At 47.9% G+C, this 20,078-nt stretch carries 20 protein-coding genes and 1 pseudogene; 2 read left to right on the top strand and 19 right to left on the bottom strand.

Going from position 1 to position 20,078, the window contains the following annotated elements; translation table 11 throughout:
* Nucleotides 1-6 precede the first annotated feature (6 nt).
* From dnaJ to lepA, 6 genes are all read right to left on the bottom strand, one after another.
* Nucleotides 7-1,113 (bottom strand): molecular chaperone DnaJ, encoded by a 1,107-nt coding sequence (dnaJ, locus tag KNQ09_RS00670; protein ID WP_023467442.1) that lies wholly within the window; start codon nt 1,111-1,113, stop codon nt 7-9.
* A 132-nt stretch (nt 1,114-1,245) separates the two neighbouring features.
* Complete coding sequence (gene dnaK, locus KNQ09_RS00665) at nt 1,246-3,072, bottom strand: molecular chaperone DnaK (protein ID WP_029341001.1); 1,827 nt, start codon at nt 3,070-3,072, stop codon at nt 1,246-1,248.
* A gap of 48 nt (nt 3,073-3,120) precedes the next feature.
* Complete coding sequence (grpE, locus tag KNQ09_RS00660; RefSeq protein ID WP_023467440.1) at nt 3,121-3,678, bottom strand: nucleotide exchange factor GrpE; 558 nt, start codon at nt 3,676-3,678, stop codon at nt 3,121-3,123.
* 24 nt (nt 3,679-3,702) lie between these two features.
* Entirely contained in the window at nt 3,703-4,737 is a 1,035-nt protein-coding gene (hrcA, locus tag KNQ09_RS00655) for a heat-inducible transcriptional repressor HrcA (protein WP_214857049.1), read from the bottom strand.
* 316 nt (nt 4,738-5,053) lie between these two features.
* On the bottom strand, nt 5,054-6,199 hold the full coding sequence (gene hemW, locus KNQ09_RS00650) for a radical SAM family heme chaperone HemW (RefSeq protein WP_214857046.1): 1,146 nt from the start codon (nt 6,197-6,199) through the stop codon (nt 5,054-5,056).
* 58 nt (nt 6,200-6,257) lie between these two features.
* Nucleotides 6,258-8,081, bottom strand: coding sequence for a translation elongation factor 4 (gene lepA, locus KNQ09_RS00645; RefSeq protein ID WP_023467435.1), 1,824 nt, complete (start codon nt 8,079-8,081; stop codon nt 6,258-6,260).
* A 232-nt stretch (nt 8,082-8,313) separates the two neighbouring features.
* Between lepA and rpsT the strand changes: the two genes are divergently transcribed.
* The gene (gene rpsT / locus KNQ09_RS00640; RefSeq protein WP_023467434.1) at nt 8,314-8,574 is read left to right on the top strand and encodes a 30S ribosomal protein S20; all 261 of its coding nucleotides are present in this window, start codon (nt 8,314-8,316) and stop codon (nt 8,572-8,574) included.
* A gap of 126 nt (nt 8,575-8,700) precedes the next feature.
* On the opposite strand, the gene KNQ09_RS00635 is transcribed toward rpsT, so the two are convergent.
* Nucleotides 8,701-9,144 (bottom strand): GNAT family N-acetyltransferase, encoded by a 444-nt coding sequence (locus KNQ09_RS00635; RefSeq protein ID WP_041255011.1) that lies wholly within the window; start codon nt 9,142-9,144, stop codon nt 8,701-8,703.
* Nucleotides 9,145-9,157: 13 nt separating this feature from the next.
* Nucleotides 9,158-10,162, bottom strand: a complete 1,005-nt coding sequence (gene holA, locus KNQ09_RS00630; RefSeq protein WP_231681748.1) for a DNA polymerase III subunit delta — start codon at nt 10,160-10,162, stop codon at nt 9,158-9,160.
* A gap of 97 nt (nt 10,163-10,259) precedes the next feature.
* Here holA and KNQ09_RS00625 point away from each other — a divergent pair, with 97 nt between their 5' ends.
* Nucleotides 10,260-10,421, top strand: a complete 162-nt coding sequence (locus tag KNQ09_RS00625; RefSeq protein WP_023467431.1) for a YqzM family protein — start codon at nt 10,260-10,262, stop codon at nt 10,419-10,421.
* A 36-nt stretch (nt 10,422-10,457) separates the two neighbouring features.
* Here the strand turns inward: KNQ09_RS00625 and KNQ09_RS00620 are convergent, their stop codons facing one another.
* The 11 genes and pseudogenes from KNQ09_RS00620 to KNQ09_RS00570 all read right to left on the bottom strand — a co-directional run bounded on the left by KNQ09_RS00620 (nt 10,458) and on the right by KNQ09_RS00570 (nt 20,067).
* Nucleotides 10,458-12,620 (bottom strand): DNA internalization-related competence protein ComEC/Rec2, encoded by a 2,163-nt coding sequence (locus KNQ09_RS00620; protein ID WP_214857044.1) that lies wholly within the window; start codon nt 12,618-12,620, stop codon nt 10,458-10,460.
* A complete protein-coding gene (locus KNQ09_RS00615) occupies nt 12,620-13,228 on the bottom strand; it encodes a helix-hairpin-helix domain-containing protein (RefSeq protein WP_214724734.1) in 609 nt (202 codons plus the stop codon). Before KNQ09_RS00615 ends, KNQ09_RS00620 begins: the two co-directional genes overlap by 1 nt.
* Nucleotides 13,229-13,456: 228 nt before the next feature.
* Nucleotides 13,457-14,185: a class I SAM-dependent DNA methyltransferase gene (locus KNQ09_RS00610; protein ID WP_058704798.1), complete on the bottom strand. Its 729-nt coding sequence runs from the start codon at nt 14,183-14,185 to the stop codon at nt 13,457-13,459.
* Nucleotides 14,185-14,532 (bottom strand): ribosome silencing factor, encoded by a 348-nt coding sequence (gene rsfS / locus KNQ09_RS00605; RefSeq protein WP_023467427.1) that lies wholly within the window; start codon nt 14,530-14,532, stop codon nt 14,185-14,187. Before rsfS ends, KNQ09_RS00610 begins: the two co-directional genes overlap by 1 nt.
* Nucleotides 14,529-15,104, bottom strand: a complete 576-nt coding sequence (gene yqeK, locus KNQ09_RS00600) for a bis(5'-nucleosyl)-tetraphosphatase (symmetrical) YqeK (protein WP_023467426.1) — start codon at nt 15,102-15,104, stop codon at nt 14,529-14,531. The genes rsfS and yqeK overlap by 4 nt, the downstream gene beginning before the upstream one ends.
* Nucleotides 15,094-15,663 (bottom strand): nicotinate-nucleotide adenylyltransferase, encoded by a 570-nt coding sequence (gene nadD / locus KNQ09_RS00595; RefSeq protein WP_064300344.1) that lies wholly within the window; start codon nt 15,661-15,663, stop codon nt 15,094-15,096. Before nadD ends, yqeK begins: the two co-directional genes overlap by 11 nt.
* Nucleotides 15,660-15,953, bottom strand: coding sequence for a ribosome assembly RNA-binding protein YhbY (yhbY, locus tag KNQ09_RS00590; protein WP_023467424.1), 294 nt, complete (start codon nt 15,951-15,953; stop codon nt 15,660-15,662). Before yhbY ends, nadD begins: the two co-directional genes overlap by 4 nt.
* A gap of 2 nt (nt 15,954-15,955) precedes the next feature.
* Nucleotides 15,956-16,744 (bottom strand): shikimate dehydrogenase, encoded by a 789-nt coding sequence (gene aroE / locus KNQ09_RS00585; protein WP_214857042.1) that lies wholly within the window; start codon nt 16,742-16,744, stop codon nt 15,956-15,958.
* Nucleotides 16,744-17,853: pseudogene (gene yqeH / locus KNQ09_RS00580) on the bottom strand (ribosome biogenesis GTPase YqeH). The gene aroE and the pseudogene yqeH overlap by 1 nt, the downstream one beginning before the upstream one ends.
* Before the next feature lie 143 nt (nt 17,854-17,996).
* A complete protein-coding gene (locus KNQ09_RS00575; protein ID WP_023467420.1) occupies nt 17,997-18,581 on the bottom strand; it encodes a YqeG family HAD IIIA-type phosphatase in 585 nt (194 codons plus the stop codon).
* A gap of 136 nt (nt 18,582-18,717) precedes the next feature.
* Nucleotides 18,718-20,067: an ArsB/NhaD family transporter gene (locus tag KNQ09_RS00570; protein WP_214857041.1), complete on the bottom strand. Its 1,350-nt coding sequence runs from the start codon at nt 20,065-20,067 to the stop codon at nt 18,718-18,720.
* Between the last annotated feature and the right edge of the window lie 11 nt (nt 20,068-20,078).

Genomic DNA, 20,078 nt, shown 5'->3' with positions numbered 1-20,078 from the left:
TAGTGATCACCCTGTGAAGAATGTCTTGATCCGGCTGAAGACACCTTCGTGTTGCTCTTCGACACCTTTTTCATCGCTGATTTCATTGAATTCCCGTAAGAGTTCTTTTTGACGTTCCGTCAGGTTCTTCGGTGTGATGACGACGACGTTGACGTACTGGTCGCCATGGTGACCGGACCGAACGTTCGGCATCCCTTTTCCGCGGAGACGGAATCGCGATCCTGTCTGTGTGCCGGCTGGAATCTTCAGACTGACCTTACCGTGAACGGTTGGTACTTCAATCTCATCACCGAGTGTTGCTTGTGCGAATGTCAGTGGCATATCCATGACGATATGATCGTCGACACGTTCGAACAGTTCATGTGCTGCAACACGAACGACGACATACAAGTCACCTGCTGGTCCACCGTTGACACCGGCTTCCCCTTTACCTGCTAAACGGATTTGTTGCCCATTGTCGATCCCTGCTGGAATTTTGACACGGACATCTTTGTTTTTACGGACGCGACCGGCTCCACGACATGTTTCACATGGCTCCTTGACGATTTGTCCACGGCCATGACATGTCGAACATGTCGTTTGGTTAACAACACGACCGAACATCGTGTTTTGTTCGACGTTGATGTGACCCGAACCACCGCATCGTTTACATGTTTCCGGATGTGTTCCTGGTTTGGCACCCGAACCATGACATGTCCCGCAATCTTCTTCGACTGGGATCGTGATTGTCTTCTCGACGCCTGTGACCGATTCCATGAAGTCGATTTCCTCGACGTATTGTAAATCCTGTCCTTTACGTGGTGCGTTTGGATCTTGACGACGTCCGCCACCGAAGAACATGTCGAAGATGTCGCCAAATCCTTCAGCTCCACTGAATCCACCGCCACCTTGTGATGGATCTTGGTGACCGAATTGATCGTAACGTGCTCGTTTATTGTCATCGGATAACACTTCATATGCTTCCGATAATTCCTTGAATTTCGCATCCGCATCTGCTTCCTTATTGACGTCCGGGTGATACGTCCGGGCAAGCTTACGGTACGCGCGTTTGATTTCCGCTGATGAGGCATCGCGCGCGACGCCTAGTACTTCATAATAATCGCGTTTTTCCACGTGCAGTCTTCCTCTCTCTATTCCGATTCATTTCATACTGTTTGATTTTACCGAACTTCGTGCGACATGGAAAGAGCCAAAGCGCGGATACGCTTTGGCTCTCTCTAGCGCCCGAAAAATCGGTCGGATGAATTACTTGTTGTCTTTCTCGTCGACTTCTTCGAACTCAGCGTCCATGACGTTGTCGTCTTGGCTACCAGCTTGTGCGCCTTCAGCGCCAGCTTGTTGCTGTGCCATGTTCTCGTAGACTTTTTGTGTCAACTCTTGGACGACTGTCGACAATTCGTCTTTTGCAGAACGGATTGCTTCGATGTCTGTTCCTTCGAGAGCTTTTGTTACTTTTTCTTTTGCAGCTTCTGCTTTTTCTTTATCAGCGTCAGCGACTTGCTCACCGAGGTCTTTGATTGCTTTATCTGTTGCGAAGACGAGTTGGTCTGCTTCGTTGCGTAATTCGACTTCTTCTTTACGCTTGTTGTCTGCGTCCGCGTTTGCTTCTGCATCTTTGACCATTTGCTCGATATCCGCTTCAGTCAAACCGCTTGATGATTGGATCGTGATCGACTGTTCTTTGTTCGTTCCGAGATCTTTCGCAGAAACGTTAACGATACCGTTCGCATCGATGTCAAATTTAACTTCGATTTGTGGCACGCCACGTGGTGCTGGTGGAATGTCCGTCAATTGGAAGCGACCGAGTGTTTTGTTATCTGCTGCCATTGGACGTTCCCCTTGGAGGACGTGGATGTCAACAGCTGGTTGGCTGTCTGCCGCAGTCGAGAAGACTTGTGATTTCGAAGTCGGGATCGTTGTGTTGCGATCGATCAATTTCGTCATCACGCCACCCATTGTCTCGATACCGAGTGAGAGTGGAGTTACGTCGAGAAGAACGACGTCTTTAACGTCTCCTGTCAACACGCCACCTTGAACCGCTGCACCGAGTGCAACGACTTCATCCGGGTTAACCCCTTTGAACGATTCTTTACCAGTGAAGTCTTGGATTGCTTTTTGAACTGCAGGAATACGAGTCGAACCACCAACGAGGATGATTTTGTCGATTTTGTCTGGTGTCAGACCTGCATCGTTCATAGCACGGCGTGTTGGTTCCATCGTACGTTCAACGAGATCTGCTGTGAGATCGTCGAATTTCGCGCGTGAAAGTGTCATTTCCAAGTGAAGTGGACCTGATGCGCCAGCTGTGATGAACGGAAGGCTGATTTGTGTTGAAGAAACACCTGAAAGGTCTTTTTTCGCTTTTTCAGCTGCATCTTTCAAACGTTGAAGCGCCATCTTATCTTGAGCAAGATCGATGCCGTTTTCTTTTTTGAATTCTGCTACAAGATGGTCGATGATTTTTTGGTCGAAATCATCTCCACCAAGACGGCTGTCACCAGCAGTTGAAACAACTTCAAAGACGCCATCACCGAGTTCAAGGATCGACACGTCGAACGTACCGCCACCAAGGTCATATATGAGGATCGTGTGATCTTCGCCTTTTTCGAGACCGTATGCGAGTGCTGCCGCTGTAGGCTCGTTGATGATCCGTTTTACATCAAGACCAGCAATCGTACCAGCATCTTTTGTTGCTTGGCGTTCTGCATCGTTGAAGTAAGCAGGTACTGTGATGACAGCTTCTGTGACTTTTTCACCGAGGTAGTCTTCTGCTTGTGCTTTTAGTTTTTGAAGGATGATCGCAGAGACTTCTTGTGGTGTGTAGTCTTTGCCTTCAACTTCTACTTTATAGTCCGTACCCATATGACGCTTGATTGACATGATCGTGTTCGGGTTCGTGATCGCTTGACGTTTTGCGACTTCCCCTACTTGACGCTCGCCGTTTTTGAATGCGACGACAGATGGTGTCGTACGGTTTCCTTCTGCGTTAGCGATGACGACAGGTTCGCCACCTTCCATTACTGCAACACATGAGTTCGTTGTACCTAAGTCAATACCGATGATTTTTGCCATGATCTATTTCCTCGCTTTCAATGATTGGAATAATAAAGTGCAAGCCGATTACTCAGCTACTTTAACCATACTCGGACGAATCACACGATCGTGCAATTTGTACCCTTTTTGGAATTCAGCGATGACGACGCCTGATTCGTGTTCTTCGCTCGCTTCTTGAACGACCGCTTGGTGTAAGTTCGGATCGAACGCTTCACCGACAGCTGGAATCTCGACGACGCCTTCATTTTGAAGCGTTTCGACGAGTTGACGTTTCACCATCTCAACACCCGTCAAGACGGATTTCGTCTCTTCGTTTTCCGTCTCGATTTGGAGCGCACGGTCCAAGTTATCGACGAGTGGCAATAGCTTTTCGACGATCGCTTGTGAAGAATACTTCGCGCGATTCTCTGCTTCGACACGGTTACGACGCTTGAAGTTCTCAAAATCCGCACGAAGGCGTAATTCTGAAGCTTTTGCTTCTGCGAGTTGTGCTTCGAAGTCTGGTTTCTCGTCTTCGACGAGATCCGCTTGAATGACTTCTTCTTCTGTGACTTCGACGGTTTCAGTCGGCTCTGTCACGTTTTCTTCTTGTTGGAGGTTTTGATTCTGTTCTTTTTCTTCCACTCTGAATCGAGCCCCTTTCTATATTCAATCCAAATTGTTCTTATGCAATTCGGTTTGGAATGCTTGAAGTAGATGGATGATCGAGTTGATTCCCCGGTTGTAATCCATCCGTTTCGGTCCGATCAAAGCGAGTGTCCCGATCGAGACACCGTCGACCGAATAATGGGCCCGGATGACGCTACAATCTTTTAATGCATCCACATTGTTCTCACTCCCGATCGTAATCAGGATTTGATTTTCGAGATTCGGTCGGAGGAAATCGAGAACGGCTTCTTGCTGTTCGATCAACTCGAGAACAGGTCGTAGTTTTGCGACGTCCTGAAATTCAGGCTGATCGAACATGTTGGCTTTCCCGCCCAGATAGATGAACGGTCGCTCCTCTTGATCCGTCAAGACAAGATCAAGTGCCTTCGAAAGCAACACCGTCTGTTCAGAATGCTCTGAACGGAAGCGACGGATTTCCTCGAGCAGACGACTGCGCAAGGCTGAGAGCGGCGTACCGCGTAACGTCTGATTCAGACGTTCCATCAGTCGGCTCGCTGCTTCCTGGGACAACGCTTGATTCAATTGCAAGGTCTTGTGTTCGACATGTCCCGTCTCGGTGACGAGAACGATGACGACACGACCTTCGGCAAGAGGAATCAATTCCAGATGATGCAAGCGTTGTCCCTCTTCTTTTGGTCCAAGTACAAGCGTCGTGTAATGGGTTAAATCGCTCAACAGGTCTGCTGTGTGCCGAATCAACCGATCATTCTCATTCACGGAATGGGCAAAGAGTGATTTCAATGCCTGCGCTTCTTTTGGTGTGATGCTTTCCGGACGAATCAGATGGTCGACATAAAAACGATATCCGAGTTCGGAAGGAATCCGTCCTGCGGAAGTGTGTGGCTTTTCAATCAGACCCATCTCTTCGAGGTCCGCCATCTCGTTACGAATGGTCGCGGAACTGAACGTCACGTCGTCTCGCTTGGAGAGCGTCCGTGAGCCGACGGGTTGAGCAGTCTTGATGTAATCATCGACGATTGCACGTAAAATCAACAATTGACGATCCGTCAGCACCTTCTTCACCACCTTATTTTGTTAGCACTCACTTTTAACGAGTGCTAATTACATCTTTTACTATAAGGAATTGTCCGTCCGATGTCAACCGAATTGCGTGACCCTTTGAACAGTTTCCCATTCTGCGATACAGTGAAACAAAGAACGGAAAGGATGAATCGGATGATTGAATTATTGGCAATGGCAGGAGTCTTTGTCTGGCTGTTCATCGCGGTCATCGGAACGACTGCCTATTTTTTAAGGAAATCCAAAAAATGAAAAGAAGCGGTATTCCTCTTTTTTAAGGAAACACCGCTTCTTTTCATTTATTCAAGATTCATTGAACCTGCGCTTCACCGATGAACTCCGCAAAGACTTCGTTCGCTAACGGAATACCAGCAGGCGTTAAACGGATATGTGTCTCCGTCTGTTCGACGAGACCGTTTGGCAATAAACGTTTCATGACATCACCAAACACATCTTTAAACGCTACTCCATATTTCGTCTGGAAACGTTCGAGTGATACGCCATCCTTCATTCGAAGTCCAAGGAACATCTCTTCTTCCATCCGCTCGACGTTCGTCAACGGCGTCTCTTTTCGAACCGGTAACCCTTCCGCCTTGATATAGTGCGGAATTGGTGCGATGTTCGCACGACGCGTCTGATTGATGTAGCTGTGTGATCCTGCACCGAATCCGTAGTACTCATCGTTTTCCCAGTAGACGCGATTATGACGACTCTCTTTTCCTGTTTGCGCGAAGTTCGAGATCTCATACTGCGCATATCCACCTGCTTCGATCGTATCGATCATCACTTGATACATCTCTGCCTCGAGATCTTGCGTCGGTAGCGGTAACTTTCCTTTTCGCTCTTGAATCGCAAAGACCGTGTGCGGTTCTAAAATCAACGAATAGGAGGAGATATGCGTGATCGGTAATTGAAGTGCCCGCGAGACGTCGTAGCGGACCTGATCGAGCGTCTGATTCGGTAACCCGAACATCAAGTCAACGGAGATGTTATCAAACCGTTTCGCTGCTGCGTCGAGCGTCTGCGCGACTTTTGCTTCCCGGTGCGTCCGACCGATACGTTCGAGCAAACCGTCGTCAAACGATTGGACACCGAAACTGACGCGGTTGACACCGCCCGCCTTCATGATATCGAGTTTCTCTTCTGATACACCATCCGGGTTTGACTCGACCGTGTATTCTAAATCATCGCCTGTCAGGGGCAACAAGTGTTTCTGGATGATTTCCATCAACCGTTGCATCTGTGGTTCATTTAAAGCGGTTGGTGTTCCGCCACCGATGAAGATCGTCTCGAGATGATCCGTCGGGTATTGTTTCAACGTCAGTTCGATTTCGCGTTCGAGCGCATCGAGGTATTCATCAACGGGCTGATTCTTTAAAAAGACTTTATTGAAATCACAGTAATAACAAATATGTTCACAAAAAGGGATGTGGACATATGCGGCGCGTATTCCCATTTCGCCTCATCCTTTCTCTATAAAAACCAAAAAGGGGACGCAAGCGCCCCCCACCTGTTTAATCTTCGTCCATGGATAGAACGGACATGAAGGCTTCTTGCGGTACCTCTACTGAGCCTACCATCTTCATGCGTTTCTTACCTTCTTTTTGCTTCTCGAGCAGCTTCCGTTTCCGAGAGATATCTCCCCCGTAACATTTCGCGAGAACGTTCTTCCGTAATGCCTTAATCGTCGAACGAGCAACGATCTTCGTTCCGACAGCGGCCTGGATCGGCACTTCGAACTGCATCCGCGGAATCAATTCTTTCAACTTATCAACGATGACTTTCCCGCGTTCGTACGCGAAGTCACGGTGAACGATGAAGCTGAGCGCATCGACGTTCTCGTTGTTGAGCAGGATGTCCATCTTGACGAGACGCGACTGTTGGTAGCCGATCAATTCATAATCAAGTGACGCATACCCTTTCGTACTCGATTTCAACTGATCGAAGAAGTCGTAGACGATCTCAGATAACGGTAACTCATACGTGATTTTGACACGTGTCGTATCGATATATTGCATGTCAACGAATGTCCCACGCTTCTTCTGGCACAACTCCATGATCGCACCGACGTAGTCATTTGGTGTCATGACAGCAGCCTTAACGAAGGGCTCTTCGATGAATTCGACTTTTTGCTGATCCGGCATCTTCGATGGGTTATCGACGTGCAAGACTTCACCCGCTGTCGTCGTCACGTGATAGATAACCGATGGTGCCGTCGTGATCATATCGATGTTGAATTCACGTTCGATCCGCTCCTGGATGATTTCCATGTGGAGCATCCCGAGGAATCCACAACGGAATCCGAATCCGAGTGCTTGTGATGTCTCTGGTTCGAACTCAAGCGCCGCGTCACTAAGTTGTAGTTTTTCAAGCGCTTCTCGTAAATCGTTGTATTTCGCAGCATCGATTGGATAGAGTCCACAGTATACCATCGGATTCATCTTACGGTATCCTGGCAGTGCTTCAGTAGCTGGCTGTTTCGCAAGCGTAATCGTATCCCCGACACGTACGTCGCCGACCGTTTTGATCGAAGCAGACAACGTCCCAACATCACCGACCGTCAATTCTTGCTGACGTAATGGTTTTGGTGTCGCAACGGCAAGTTCCAGAACCTCAAAGTCCTTACCTGTCGACATCATCCGAATCTTATCGCCGACTTTAACTGTTCCGTTGACGATTCGAATCGATGCTACGACACCACGGTAAGCGTCATAATAGGAGTCAAAGATCAATGCTTCGAGTGGTGCAGACGGATCACCCGTCGGCGCTGGTACTTTCTCGACGATTTGTTCGAGAATTTCTTCAATACCGATCCCTGCCTTCGCAGAAGTCGGAACGGCTTCAGATGCATCGAGTCCGATGACATCTTCGATTTCTTGACGGACGCGTTCGACATCCGCAGAAGGTAAATCGATTTTGTTAATGATCGGAAGGATTTCGAGATCGTTGTCGAGTGCTAAGTAAACGTTCGCAAGCGTCTGCGCTTCGATTCCTTGCGCCGCATCGACGACGAGGACAGCCCCTTCACAAGCTGCAAGTGAACGCGAGACTTCATATGTGAAGTCGACGTGTCCAGGTGTATCAATGAGGTGAAGAATGTAATCTTCCCCATCTTTTGCTGTATACTTCAATTGAACAGCGTTGAGTTTAATCGTGATGCCACGCTCACGTTCGAGATCCATGGCATCAAGTGTCTGATCTTTCATTTCGCGCGATGTCAACGCGCCAGTTTTTTCTAAAATTCGGTCAGCGAGTGTCGACTTCCCGTGATCGATATGGGCAATGATCGAGAAGTTACGAATACTCTTCTGCCGCTTTAAACGGTCTTCATTCGTCATGTTTAGAGTCACCTTACCTTATTTTCAAACGTACATACGGTTCATTATACCAAAAAGCGCTTCACTGTACTATCTCGTTTTGTTTTACCCGAAAAACAAAATGTGAAGATTCCCTAGACGTCGTATTGCTTTTAAGAAAAACGTTTGCTACAATTGTGTTTGTTCTGTTGAACGATAACTGCAGATATGCGAATATAAATCTCGAATGAGTTTTATTGGAGGTGAATCATCCATGGCTAACATTAAATCAGCAATCAAACGCGTTAAAACAGCTGAAAAACGCCGCGTCGCTAACGTACAACGTAAATCGGCAATGCGTTCAGCGATTAAAGCAGTCGAAACTTTCGCAGCTGAAGGTAACAAAGACCAAGCGGTCCTTGCTTTCGCTACAGCTTCTAAAAAAATCGACAAAGCTGCTGCTAAAGGTCTCATCCACAGCAACAAAGCTGGTCGTGACAAATCACGTCTCGCTAAACTCGTAAACGCACTTTAATTCTTTCCGAAGAATACGGTGATGGGTCGCCACTAGGAGGGTTCTCCAGTGGCGATTTTTTATATGATCTGAAATGGCGGACGAAGGACTCGTGTAAAACGATTCCTTCGTCCGCCATTTCTTGTCTTACTTGTCGTCTAGACGATCGATCATGACATAGTGAAGACCGATCCCTTCAATGAGGAACGGTTCTCCAACACGTTCCAGTCCGAGGCGTTCATAAAAAGGAAGTGCCGTGACGCGGGCGTTACACCACCAAGCTGTCACTTGTCGTTCTTTCAATAGACGACGGGCTTCTTCGATCAGCGCCCGACCATACCCTTCACCACGCACGTCTTCACTCGACGCCATACCACGAAGCTGATACGTCGCTCCTGGCGCTTGTGCATGCGATTGTTCCGAGAAACTACCGATTGCGACGATTTGTTGTGCTTTTATCCCGCCGAGATGAAACGTCGATGCAAGCGCATCGTCTGGGTAGATACACGCTTCACGTGGTTGATGTGGACGTAACACATCATGCCGTAATGGGATGACCTCTTCTGCTGTAATGATCTGGACTTCCATCATCGTTTGCCTCCTCTTATAGCGTCGCTAAGCGAACAATCAACGCATCGAATAGAATCTTCTTATCACCGCGTCCTGTTTTCATACCTTCATCTGTCGTCGTGATGGCGATGAGTGCTTGCTCGAGCTGCGCAAACGTAAACCGTTTGGCAGACTGGAGTGCCAATTTGATCGCATACGGATGGGCTCCGACTTTTGATGCGATTTGTCGTTCTCCGTATCCTTGTTCTGCTAATCGTTTCGACAGCAACATCATCCGGTATTGGCGTGCCATCAGTCCAAGGAGAGCCAACACTTCCTGTCCTTGTTTTTCAAGGTCGCGAATCAAGCGGATCGCTGGTTCGAGTTGACGCTTCATCAAGTAGTCCGTTAATTGAAAGACGTTGTCCTCTAATGTCCGCGGAACAAGCAAATCGACATCCTCGATTTCGATTGTTGGTCGGTCCCCTGCAAACAACATCAACTTCTCAAGTTCATGGGCTAATGTCCCCCACATCTCAGCAGTCAAGAAAATGAGTCGCTCGATTGCTGGACGTTCCATCCGGTATCCTTTGTCGTTGACAGCATCCAGAACGAAGCGGAACAACTCTTCGGTCGTCGGTTTTTTTGCCTCTAGTACCGTCGCGCGCTCCTTCAATCGTTTGACGACGGTTTTTCGTTCATCGAGCTTTTCTGCTTCGACGATCAAGACAACGACCGCGTAGTCTGCCGGTTGTAGGATATAATCTGCTAACCGTTCGAGATTATGTTGTTTTTTATCTTTCGCTCCTGTCAGAAACGTTGCAGGTTTTGCAACGACGACACGGTAGTCGCTTAAAAAGGGTACCGTCTCCGCTTCATCGAGTACCGCATCAAGCGGTTGGTCGTTCAAATCGATTTTCATATAATCAAAGCGTTCTCCGTCCGGAAGAGCCGCTTTTACGATTTCACGTTCCCATTCTTCTAACAAGTGTCGTTCTGTTCCATATAATAAGTATAAATTCGCTAATTTTCCGTTGACGAGCCAAGGAGTTTTCATCATTCCCACCACATTTCACAGTTTGTTCTTAACTTCATCATAGATAATCCTCTTTTATTCCGCTATACTAGAAGCGGAATCTATTAAGGGGGAATGCAGCATGGCACATTCAGTACGCCCACCAAGTGAAAACGCGTTCGAGAACGATATTCAATCAAAACGCAACGATGCGCTCGACTCTGCCGTTGGTTTTGGTGCATCATTCGGCTTCTTCGCAGTCTTGTTCATCATCGGTGTCGCAATTAAGTTCTTAAGTCTATAATCAGTAAAACAGCAACCTTGGGGGGTTGCTGTTTTTTTATTTTATCATAGGTTCACAGCCCGCTGAAGAACAAGTTACACTCCCGTCCTCATCCGTTCGAAAGACGATCCGATCTGTCCCGATCCGCTCAAGCACGTCCGGATGCGGATGCCCGTATCGATTTTTTCGTCCGACTGATAAGATGACAATCTTCGGATTTGTCTTCTGCAAGAGTTCTTCACCGGTCGACGTGTTCGAACCATGATGACCTGCTTTTAGAATATCGATTGGTCCAACGCTTAATTCGTCCTCGATTGCTAGGCCAGCGTCACCCGTCAGTAAAACACGTTGTTTGGCAATCTGTGCAAGTAATATAATAGACCGATCGTTCTCTTCTTCTTCTCGTCCAGTCGGTGCAAGTACCTGTAACCAAGGACGAATCGTTTGCCCCTTTTGAATGAACTCGACACGCGTCCCAGTTGCTTCGATCGAACGAATCAAATCGTTTCGCTTCTCATCCGTGTTGTCATACGCACCTAAATAAATGGTTTTCACGCGAACTTGACGCAGTAATCCTAGCAGTCCACCGACGTGATCATGATCAGCGTGCGTCACGATGAGACCGTCGATTTCTGCTTCTCCTCGTGTGAATAAAAAGGGCGCGACGATATGACTACCTGGATCGAACGGACGGAGCAGTGGATGCGTCGTTTGCTGATAAACGCCACCGGTATCCACGACGAACGTCTCTCCTGCTTTCTCAAGTACGATACTATCCCCTTGCCCGACATCTAAAAACGTGATTTGTTCAGGTACGCGCCACTCCGTATACCCCCATGCCGTAAGTAAAAGAATCAGCGGGAGTGCATGCCCCCACCATCTCCGCTCAGCAATATACCAAGCGATTCCTGTTCCGACAACGACGATTGTCAAGACGATCGGAGAAAATGCTGGAACGGCAACCATCGCCAACGGCAGATTCTCCGCCAGTCGTAACGCTTGGTCCATCCATTGAATCGCGTACTGATGCGCGATCTGAAACGTTGAACGAATCGGTAAGAACGGGAGTGTCGCCAGAATGAACGATCCCGGCAGAATCACCCACTCAATCCAGCTACCAATCAATAGATTCAACAATGGCGACCAAATTGAAACCGTCGTCTGTTCAATCCCCTGTAAAAAGAGGAGTGTTCCAAACTGTTCCCAAGCACTGATAAGCAGCCAGTTCCAAGGACGACGAACCGAACCCATGAGTCGTCTCGACAGCACAAGAAACAGCGTCAGTCCGACCGTCAATTGAAATCCGATATCGTAAATGACAGTTGGTTGAATCGCCAATTGAAAAGCCGCGACCCCCGCAATGACCTCCACCGGATCTAACGGTTTGTGGAAACGACGACCGAGCAACAGAATCATCGCGACGAGCACAGCCCGAGTGACTGGAGGACTCCACTCCGTCAACCATCCGTAAATCGGCAGTAAGATCAGAACGATATCAAGTCGTTTTTCTTTTGTCATCCTGATTTTTCGTAAGACGTACAGCAGACTAAACACTAAAAAAGCGATATGTGATCCTGAGATGACGATCGCATGTAATAAGCCGAATTTCTTAAACCGTTCGAGCGTCACTTGATCCATTAATCGATCCTCACCAAATACAAGTGCTTCGACGTAGAATGCTTGCTTTTGTGGTAACAAGTCTTCTATCCGTTTCAACCATGCTTCACGTACCCGTCTTCCTTCTGCCGCATATCCAAGTGTCGGATGACAGGAATCAAACGAACGTACTTCCCACTTTCCAGCGTAACGATTCGTATGCATGAATTGCAGTTCGTCAAAACCTCCCGCATTCGATTGTTGACGGACATCGAGCGGTTCCGTATCGACGTGACAGGAGTAACCGATTCGTTCGTATCCTGTCTCATCTTCTGCAATCGTTGCCGTCAATAGAACCGATTGACCGTTGCTCTCCGCATCATAGCGAATTCGATCCCCATTACGCTTACCTGATAAGATGTCAACAGACGAGACGTCGTGCGGTTCAGGTGACAGATGACCCATTCCGATGAATAGACAACTCAGAATGAACAAAAAGAAAAGACGACCGATTGAAAAAGACCATGACTTCATGACAGTAAATAGCATCAGCGTCACTAACCACCAGATCGATTCTTTAATGGCGACAATGAGTAAGAGAACGAACAGCGCATGAAGCGGCATCAGTAGACGATCAGGTAGGATTTAAGCGATTCTAACGTCTTTTCCCCAAAGCCCTTTACATCTCCGAGTGATTCATACGTCGCAAATCCTCCCTTCTCCTCACGATAGGCTAAGATCGCTTCTGCTTTGGCAGGACCGATTCCCGGAACCTCCATCAACTGTTCCGCCGTTGCCGCATTGAGGTCAATCAGTCCTTTTGGTATCTCTGCTTTTGAGCGTTTCGTTGGTTTCGGCTGATCTTTCGTCTTTTTTACCGGCACGATGACTTCCTGTCCATCAATGAGACGTGCCGCGAGATTCATTTGTCGAATGTCAGCTTTCTCAGTCGTCTTTGCTTTTTCGATTGCATCCTTCACTCGATCACCGAGGTGAAATTGATAGGGTCCAGGTGCTTCTACCGCCCCTTTCACATCGACCATGATGAGTTTGTCACGAATCGAGGTATCTTTTTCTACTGGCTCTGCTTTTGCCTCTTGTTGTTTATCCGTTAAGGACGGTTGATCGACCATCGCTTCATTCGAACAAGAGGGTAATGGTACGAACAATAAAATGATGAGTAGCAGGACGACGACGAGACCTGCGATTTGTTGCAAACGTGGAACGGTCAAGACGAATCCCTCCTTTTTCCACGACTCTAACAGGTCGCTACGGACTTCAGGAAACGAAGGAATACACACTAACCACTCTTTTACAACATGATACGGTGTGTTATGTCGAATAAAGGTCATACCATCCATACCGTTACTTTGAATTAGCATCTGTTTGACGAACAAAAAATCCGTCTCCTTTAAGCAACACGAATGTGTATCACTTAAAGAAGACGGATGAGATCACTTTTACATTTTTTCAGCAACGAAGAAAATCCGCTCGGCTGTCTCAGAAGGAGCATCCGGTCCAAAATCGCCTGTGACCGCGAGGACCCGGAATCCGGCGTCGCGTAACCATGTCACGTACTGTGCTGGAGGATACGTCCGCTGATGATGCGTTTCATCGACACGCTCATAGCGACCGTCCTCTTCCTCGATGAAGAAAGTCAGTTCATGGACGACAGAAAGCGGTGCTTCACCAGGATCCGCGAACCAGATATACGAACTTTGCTCCGCATGTGTCGCATATGTCTTTCCATTGAACAACGTTTCCATCTTGTATGGAGAGTGTGTATCAAATAAGAGACGTCCACCCTCTTTGAGGATTGCTGCTACATGTGTAAACGTCTGTTTGACATCCTCTTCCGTCCGGAGATAGTTCAAGGAGTCGCATAGGATCGTCACGGCATCGACAGGTGTCGGCAATTCGATTTCGCGCATGTCTTGCGCCCAGAATTGAATGCGTAATCCCTCTTCCATCGCTTTTTCCTGCGCGACTTCGAGCATCTCTTCCGATAAATCGATTCCGAGCATCTCATAGTGTGCCGCTAATGCAAGCGTCGCCGTACCCGTTCCACATCCGATATCAGCAATCGTACTGCCAGTCGGAACGTATGCTTTGACCCAGTCGACCCATTGATCGTACGGGACGTCTTGCATCAATTCATCATAGATGTAGGCGAACTGTTCGTATGCCATTAGTTGACCTCGACTTCAACCTTTGGAGCATCTGCCCAGAGTTTTTCGAGATTATAGTAATCACGATCGTCACGGTGGAAGACGTGAACGACGACGTTTTCAAGATCCGCTAACACCCAACGTGCCGCATCGAATCCTTCGAGACGTTTGATCGGCAGGTTATGTTCGTGCGCGACTTCTTTGAGTTCACGTGCGATTGCCTGTACTTGTTTTTCTGAATTCCCTTCACAGATGACGAAGTAGTCGGCAACTGGTGAGATGCTCGACATATTCAGGACGACGATATCTTCAGCGCGTTTATCGTCGATGGCATTTACGATTAATTGTAATTCTTGTTCGACTGTCATAGGACGGTCCCCTTTCGTTTGGCCGCGACGAAGGCATTATAGGTCTCAATCGTTCGCGGAAAGATGATGGCTTGTTTTTTACATAAAAAATGAATCGTCTGACTGAGTGTTGCGATGACGGCGTCCGTCAAATCCTGCTCCGCTACTTCACGAAGCGCTTCGACACCTGGATAACTGCGATTTGGTTCAATCGCATCCGCGACGAAGATGATTTGATCGAGCAACGGCATACCGGGTGCCCCCGTCGTGTGATTTGCGATCGCTTGATAAATCACGTCTGAATCAAGACCAAGTTCTCGACGGACAAGCTCCGCACCTACTGGCGCATGAAGCAGTTCGTCATCATAATCGAGTAAAACCCGTTGATTCAATTCAACGGCAATCGAACGCATCTCATTCGTATCGCGGTATTTCGCATAATCATGAAGCATAGCAGCAAGTGTTGCTTCTTCTTCGTCAACACCATATTTAAGAGCCAAGTGTCGTGCTGTCTCAACGACACCTAATGTGTGCACATAGCGTCGCTCAGGCAACGTACGCTCAATGATTTGACGTGCTTCTTCAAGGCGCATATAGATTCCACTCCTCAATCCGTTGTCGAACGGCTTCCGGTACAAGGTAGCGAATGCTCCGTCCACGCGCGACCCGTTGCCGGATATCCGTCGAAGAAATTTCTAGCAATGGCATATCGACCGCTTTCACACGGGCACCACGCGGAATCAGATACCGACTGCCCGGTCGAGCGACGGCACCAAAGACGACTTCCTCGTATAACTGTTCGGCTTGATACCACGTATCGAGACTCACGAGTGAATCTGCTCCAATGAGAAATAGAAACTCATGCTCCGGGTACCGGTGCTTGAGTGCACGAATCGTATCATACGTATAGGAAGGCTCTTCGCGCTCAAACTCGATTGCTGAGACGGAAAAAGCAGGATTCAATGCAATTGCTTCTTCTACAAGGCGTAAACGCTTGGTTGCGTCTGTGACTGTACGTTGTTTATGCGGTGGCACATTCGCTGGTACGAACCAGACCGCATCGAGTTCAAGTTGTTCCTGCGCTTGTTCGGCAATCAGGAGATGACCGATATGCGGAGGATCGAACGTTCCGCCCATCAGTCCGATTTTCATCGTGGCAATTCGAGCGTCTTGTTCTCTTTTGATTCTTTATAGAGAACGATGACTTTTCCGATGACTTGAACGAGTTCAGCATTCGTTCCTGCGACGAGTTCTTGTGCGACATCCTTCGGTGCGTCCGCACAATTTTGCAATACTTGTACTTTCAAGAGTTCCCGTTTTTCGAGCGCATCCATCAAATCAGCACACATCGCTTCTCCGACTCCATTTTTACCGACTTGGAAAATCGGGTTTAAGTCGTGAGCTGTCGCGCGTAAAAAACGTTTTTGTTTACCTGTTAACATGATTAAAATTCCTCCAATTGCTTTCGTATCACCTGCTCGCCAAGTGCAAGGTCAGGTGCTTGTCCGGTGAAGCGTTCAAATGCTTCAGCCGCTTGTAAGACGAACATCGGGACGCCGTCAAGTGTGTCGAGACCTTTTTCGGTCGCTTCACGCAATAGACGGGTCGGCGTCGGCCGATAAATAATATCACAAATCAAGGCGTGCGTCTCCGTCAATTCGATCGGACGTGCCTCGATATGTGGCGCCATCCCGACAGAAGTCGTATTGATGATGACGTCGTAACTCGTTAAATCAAATGTTTTTTGCCATGGTAGAACGGTTGCTCCGAATTCATCGGCAACTGCCTTAGAGCGTTCTTCTGTACGATTCGTGATCGTCACATCTCCGGGCAACGCAGCAATGATGCCTCGCGCCGCACCGCCCGCACCAAGAACGAGCGTCTTTTGAAATGACGGACGACGTTCTGTCAACGCGCGGACGAATCCGATTCCATCTGTATTCGCACCAATCAACTGCCCATCCTGCCGATATACCGTATTCACGGCGCCTGCTTTTTGAGCTGCCGGCTCTAGCCGATCCAGATACGGAATGATTGCTGTTTTATGTGGAATCGTCACATTGATTCCGTCTAGCTGATGTGTGCGTAATTTCGTAATGATTTGCGGCAATTGCTGCTCCGTTACATCGATGAGGTCATAACAGCCGAAAAGCCCAGCCGCTTCCAGCCAAGCTGTATGCAGCTCAGGTGAAAGTGAATGGGCAATCGGATGACCGATGACGGCAAAGCGCATCAGACGAGCGCCTCACGTAAGGATACAGCGACACCTTTCGGGGCGTAAGCAGCGACACGTCCACCTTTTCCGTGAACCGCAACCCACCCGAGTCCACTGAAGACGATATCCGTCTTCATGTTGTCGCGGAGGCTGAATTCATGACGGACAAGCGGCGGTAACATCTCACGCGTCTTTTCGTTTGGCGGAGACAACAGCTCACCGTTATGGTTCGCGTATAAATCGTCTGCCTTTTCAAGCTTCGTCCGGTGAACTTTCAATTCATTCGACATGTAGATGACGAATGAACGCTTGTTCCCTTCCATATAGTCCAATCGTGCAAGACCTCCGAAGAAGAGTGTCTGTTGCGGATGGATTTGGAAGACTTATGGCTTGATCTCTTTTTTCGGTGTGATCAGCTTCAAGTCCTTTGCATCAACATAGTGAGCCATCTGATGATGATTGATGATCCCCGGTGTATCATACAGGTTACAGTTATCGTCGAGTGGAATGTCAATCAAGTCTAGTGTCGTTCCTGGGAAGTGACTGACCGTGATGACGGCTTCATCTTCTTCACCGAAGCGTTTGATGACTTGGTTGATCAGCGTCGATTTCCCGACGTTCGTACAACCAACGACATAGACGTCGCGACCTTTTCGATAATAATCGATTTTTTCAGCGAGTTCATCGACTCCGTGCCCTTTTTTCGCACTGATCAGATGAACGTCGACTGGACGTAATCCAAGTTCTTTCGATGCTTGACGCATCCAGTTCATGAGACGGTTCGGGTTGAGTGACTTCGGTAATAAATCGGCTTTGTTCCCGACGAGTAAGACGTCGTTTTTACCGACGAACCGATGTAATCCCGGTAACCAGCTTCCATTAAAATCGAAGATATCAACGATTTTAACGACAAGTGCATCTTTTTGACCGATTCCGTCTAAGATTTTAACGAAATCATCGTCCGATAACGATACATCTTGAATTTGATTGTAGTGCTTTAATTTAAAGCAACGTTGGCAAATGACCATTTCACGATCAAGTGCAGATTTAGGTGCGTATCCTGGTGCTTTTGTGTCTTCCGTTTGAATGGCGACACCACAGCCAGCGCAGTGGATTTCTTCGATCATATTATGTTGAGCCGCATGCGGGAACGATATCCCTTCTCTTTTCACCGTAGCGCCCTGCTCGCTACTCCAAGAGCGTAACTTCCGACCTCTCGCCGTACATGTTGCGACTGCTGCCTTCCCTTTCATCTACCGATCTGACAGGGTTATTGTTGCTTATCCTGACGAAGTGTTTCGATCGGATGCTCCAGTGCAGAAGGATCTTCCTTGACGCGTTGTGTCAATTTATAGATTCCTTTGCGTTTCATCCGGCGGAAAATGACACGTTCCATCAGGCGATTGAATTTCGTGACGACACCGTCCGTCTTAACGACAGGTTGAACGTGGATGACTTCGATTCCAACGGAGTTTGCACCGAGTACATCCGTAAAGAGTTGGTCTCCTAAGAAGACAACTTCCTTCGCATGATAACCGAATTCCGTCAATGCTCGTTTAAACCCGATAGGAAGCGGTTTTCGAGCAGGCGCAATATAATGCAATCCGAGTGGATCCGCGAACTTCTTGACGCGGTCTCCGTTATTGTTCGATACGATGATGACGTCGAAACCATATTGATTATTCACCATATCCAGCCAAGCAACCAATTCGTCTGGAGCATCTGCGATATTCCATGCGACGAGCGTATTATCAAGATCGGTCAAAATCGCTTTGACACCGTTTCGTTTGAGCATTTCAAGGTCGATATCGTAGATCGAAGCCACGAAATGTTTCGGATAAAGTCGTTTGAACAAGAATAAAACCTCCAGATAATGGTCTAGCTCTATAGTTAAGTTTAAGAAACAGTTATGCTCTTATCGTTCGATTATAGCACAATCAGGTAGTAAGAGCGACGCACAAAAGAAAACGGAAGGTCCACCTTCCGTTTTCTTAATAATATCGAATCCACAGATAGAGTTGCGATAGAATCAACGTTACGATCGTGATCGGTGCTCCATAAATCAAAAAGCGCATATAGGTAAATTTTTCACCTTGTCGTGTCGCGAGACCCGCGACGATGACGTTCGCCGATGCACCGATCAATGTCCCGTTACCACCGAGACAGGCACCGAGTGCGAGGGACCACCATAACACGTCCACTTTCGCATCTGCTGATGATAATCCAATTCCAGCAGCTACATCATTGATGAGTGGAATCATCGTCGCGACGAACGGGATGTTATCAATCGTCGCACTGGCGATACCAGACAACCAAAGCACAGCAGTCGCTGTCGTCTGAATATCGCCACCTGTCAAATCAATCGTCTTTTCAGCGAGGTAGCGGATGATGCCCGCTTCCTGAATCCCACCGACGAGCACGAACAATCCGGCGAAGAAAAAGATTGTCGTCCACTCGATACGGGCAAAGATTCCCTCTAACTGATGATCGTTTTCAATCGTCAGCAGCATCAGAACGGTCGCTCCAAGAATCGCGATCGCTGGTGCTTCGAGATGAAGTCCGATTCGATCAAGCACCGGATGTAACACGAACAGCGCAATCGTACTGACGAGAACGATACTACTTCGCGTGACCAATTTTCGACTGACGATATAACTCTTCTCATCGATTTCCATCAGTTTTTGTCGATCTTCCGCTTCGACATGCAACTGCTTCCGGAAGATGAAATACAGGATGCCGATCGTTACGACCGTGATGACGAGGATAATTGGTGCAAGATTCACTAAAAAGGCATTGAACGTCAAATGTGGATTTGCGGCACCAATCATGATATTCGGTGGATCCCCAATCAAGGTCGCCGTCCCACCGATATTCGCAAATAGGACTTCTGCGAGCAAGAACGGAAACGGCGCGATTTTAAGTATCTTCGTAATCGAAAATGTGATCGGAACGATCAATAGAACCGTCGTGACGTTATCAAGGAATGCCGATCCAAGTGCCGTCAATGCGGACAGTAAAATCAATACCTTGATCGGATCTCCTTTCGTCGTCTTCGCAGCGCGGATTGCAATGTATTCGAACAAGCCAGATTGATTGGCAATCGTGACAAGAATCATCATGCCGATCAATAAGACGATCGTTCCCCATTCAATATATTCAAACAATGCGGTCTCGAGATCCACGATACCGATGATGACCATCGCGAGCGCTCCAAGCAAGGCGACGATCGCCCGACTTACTTTTTCACTGATGATGAAGCCATAGGTCACTAAAAAAATGATGAGTGCGATATACGTTTGGACCTGTGTACTTCCGATTTCTGCTAATGCCAGTGCCGGCATGATTCATTCCT

This window comes from Exiguobacterium sp. s191 (assembly GCF_018618955.1).
Taxonomy (GTDB): domain Bacteria; phylum Bacillota; class Bacilli; order Exiguobacteriales; family Exiguobacteriaceae; genus Exiguobacterium_A; species Exiguobacterium_A abrahamii.
This window is presented reverse-complemented; position numbering and strand designations above follow the sequence as displayed.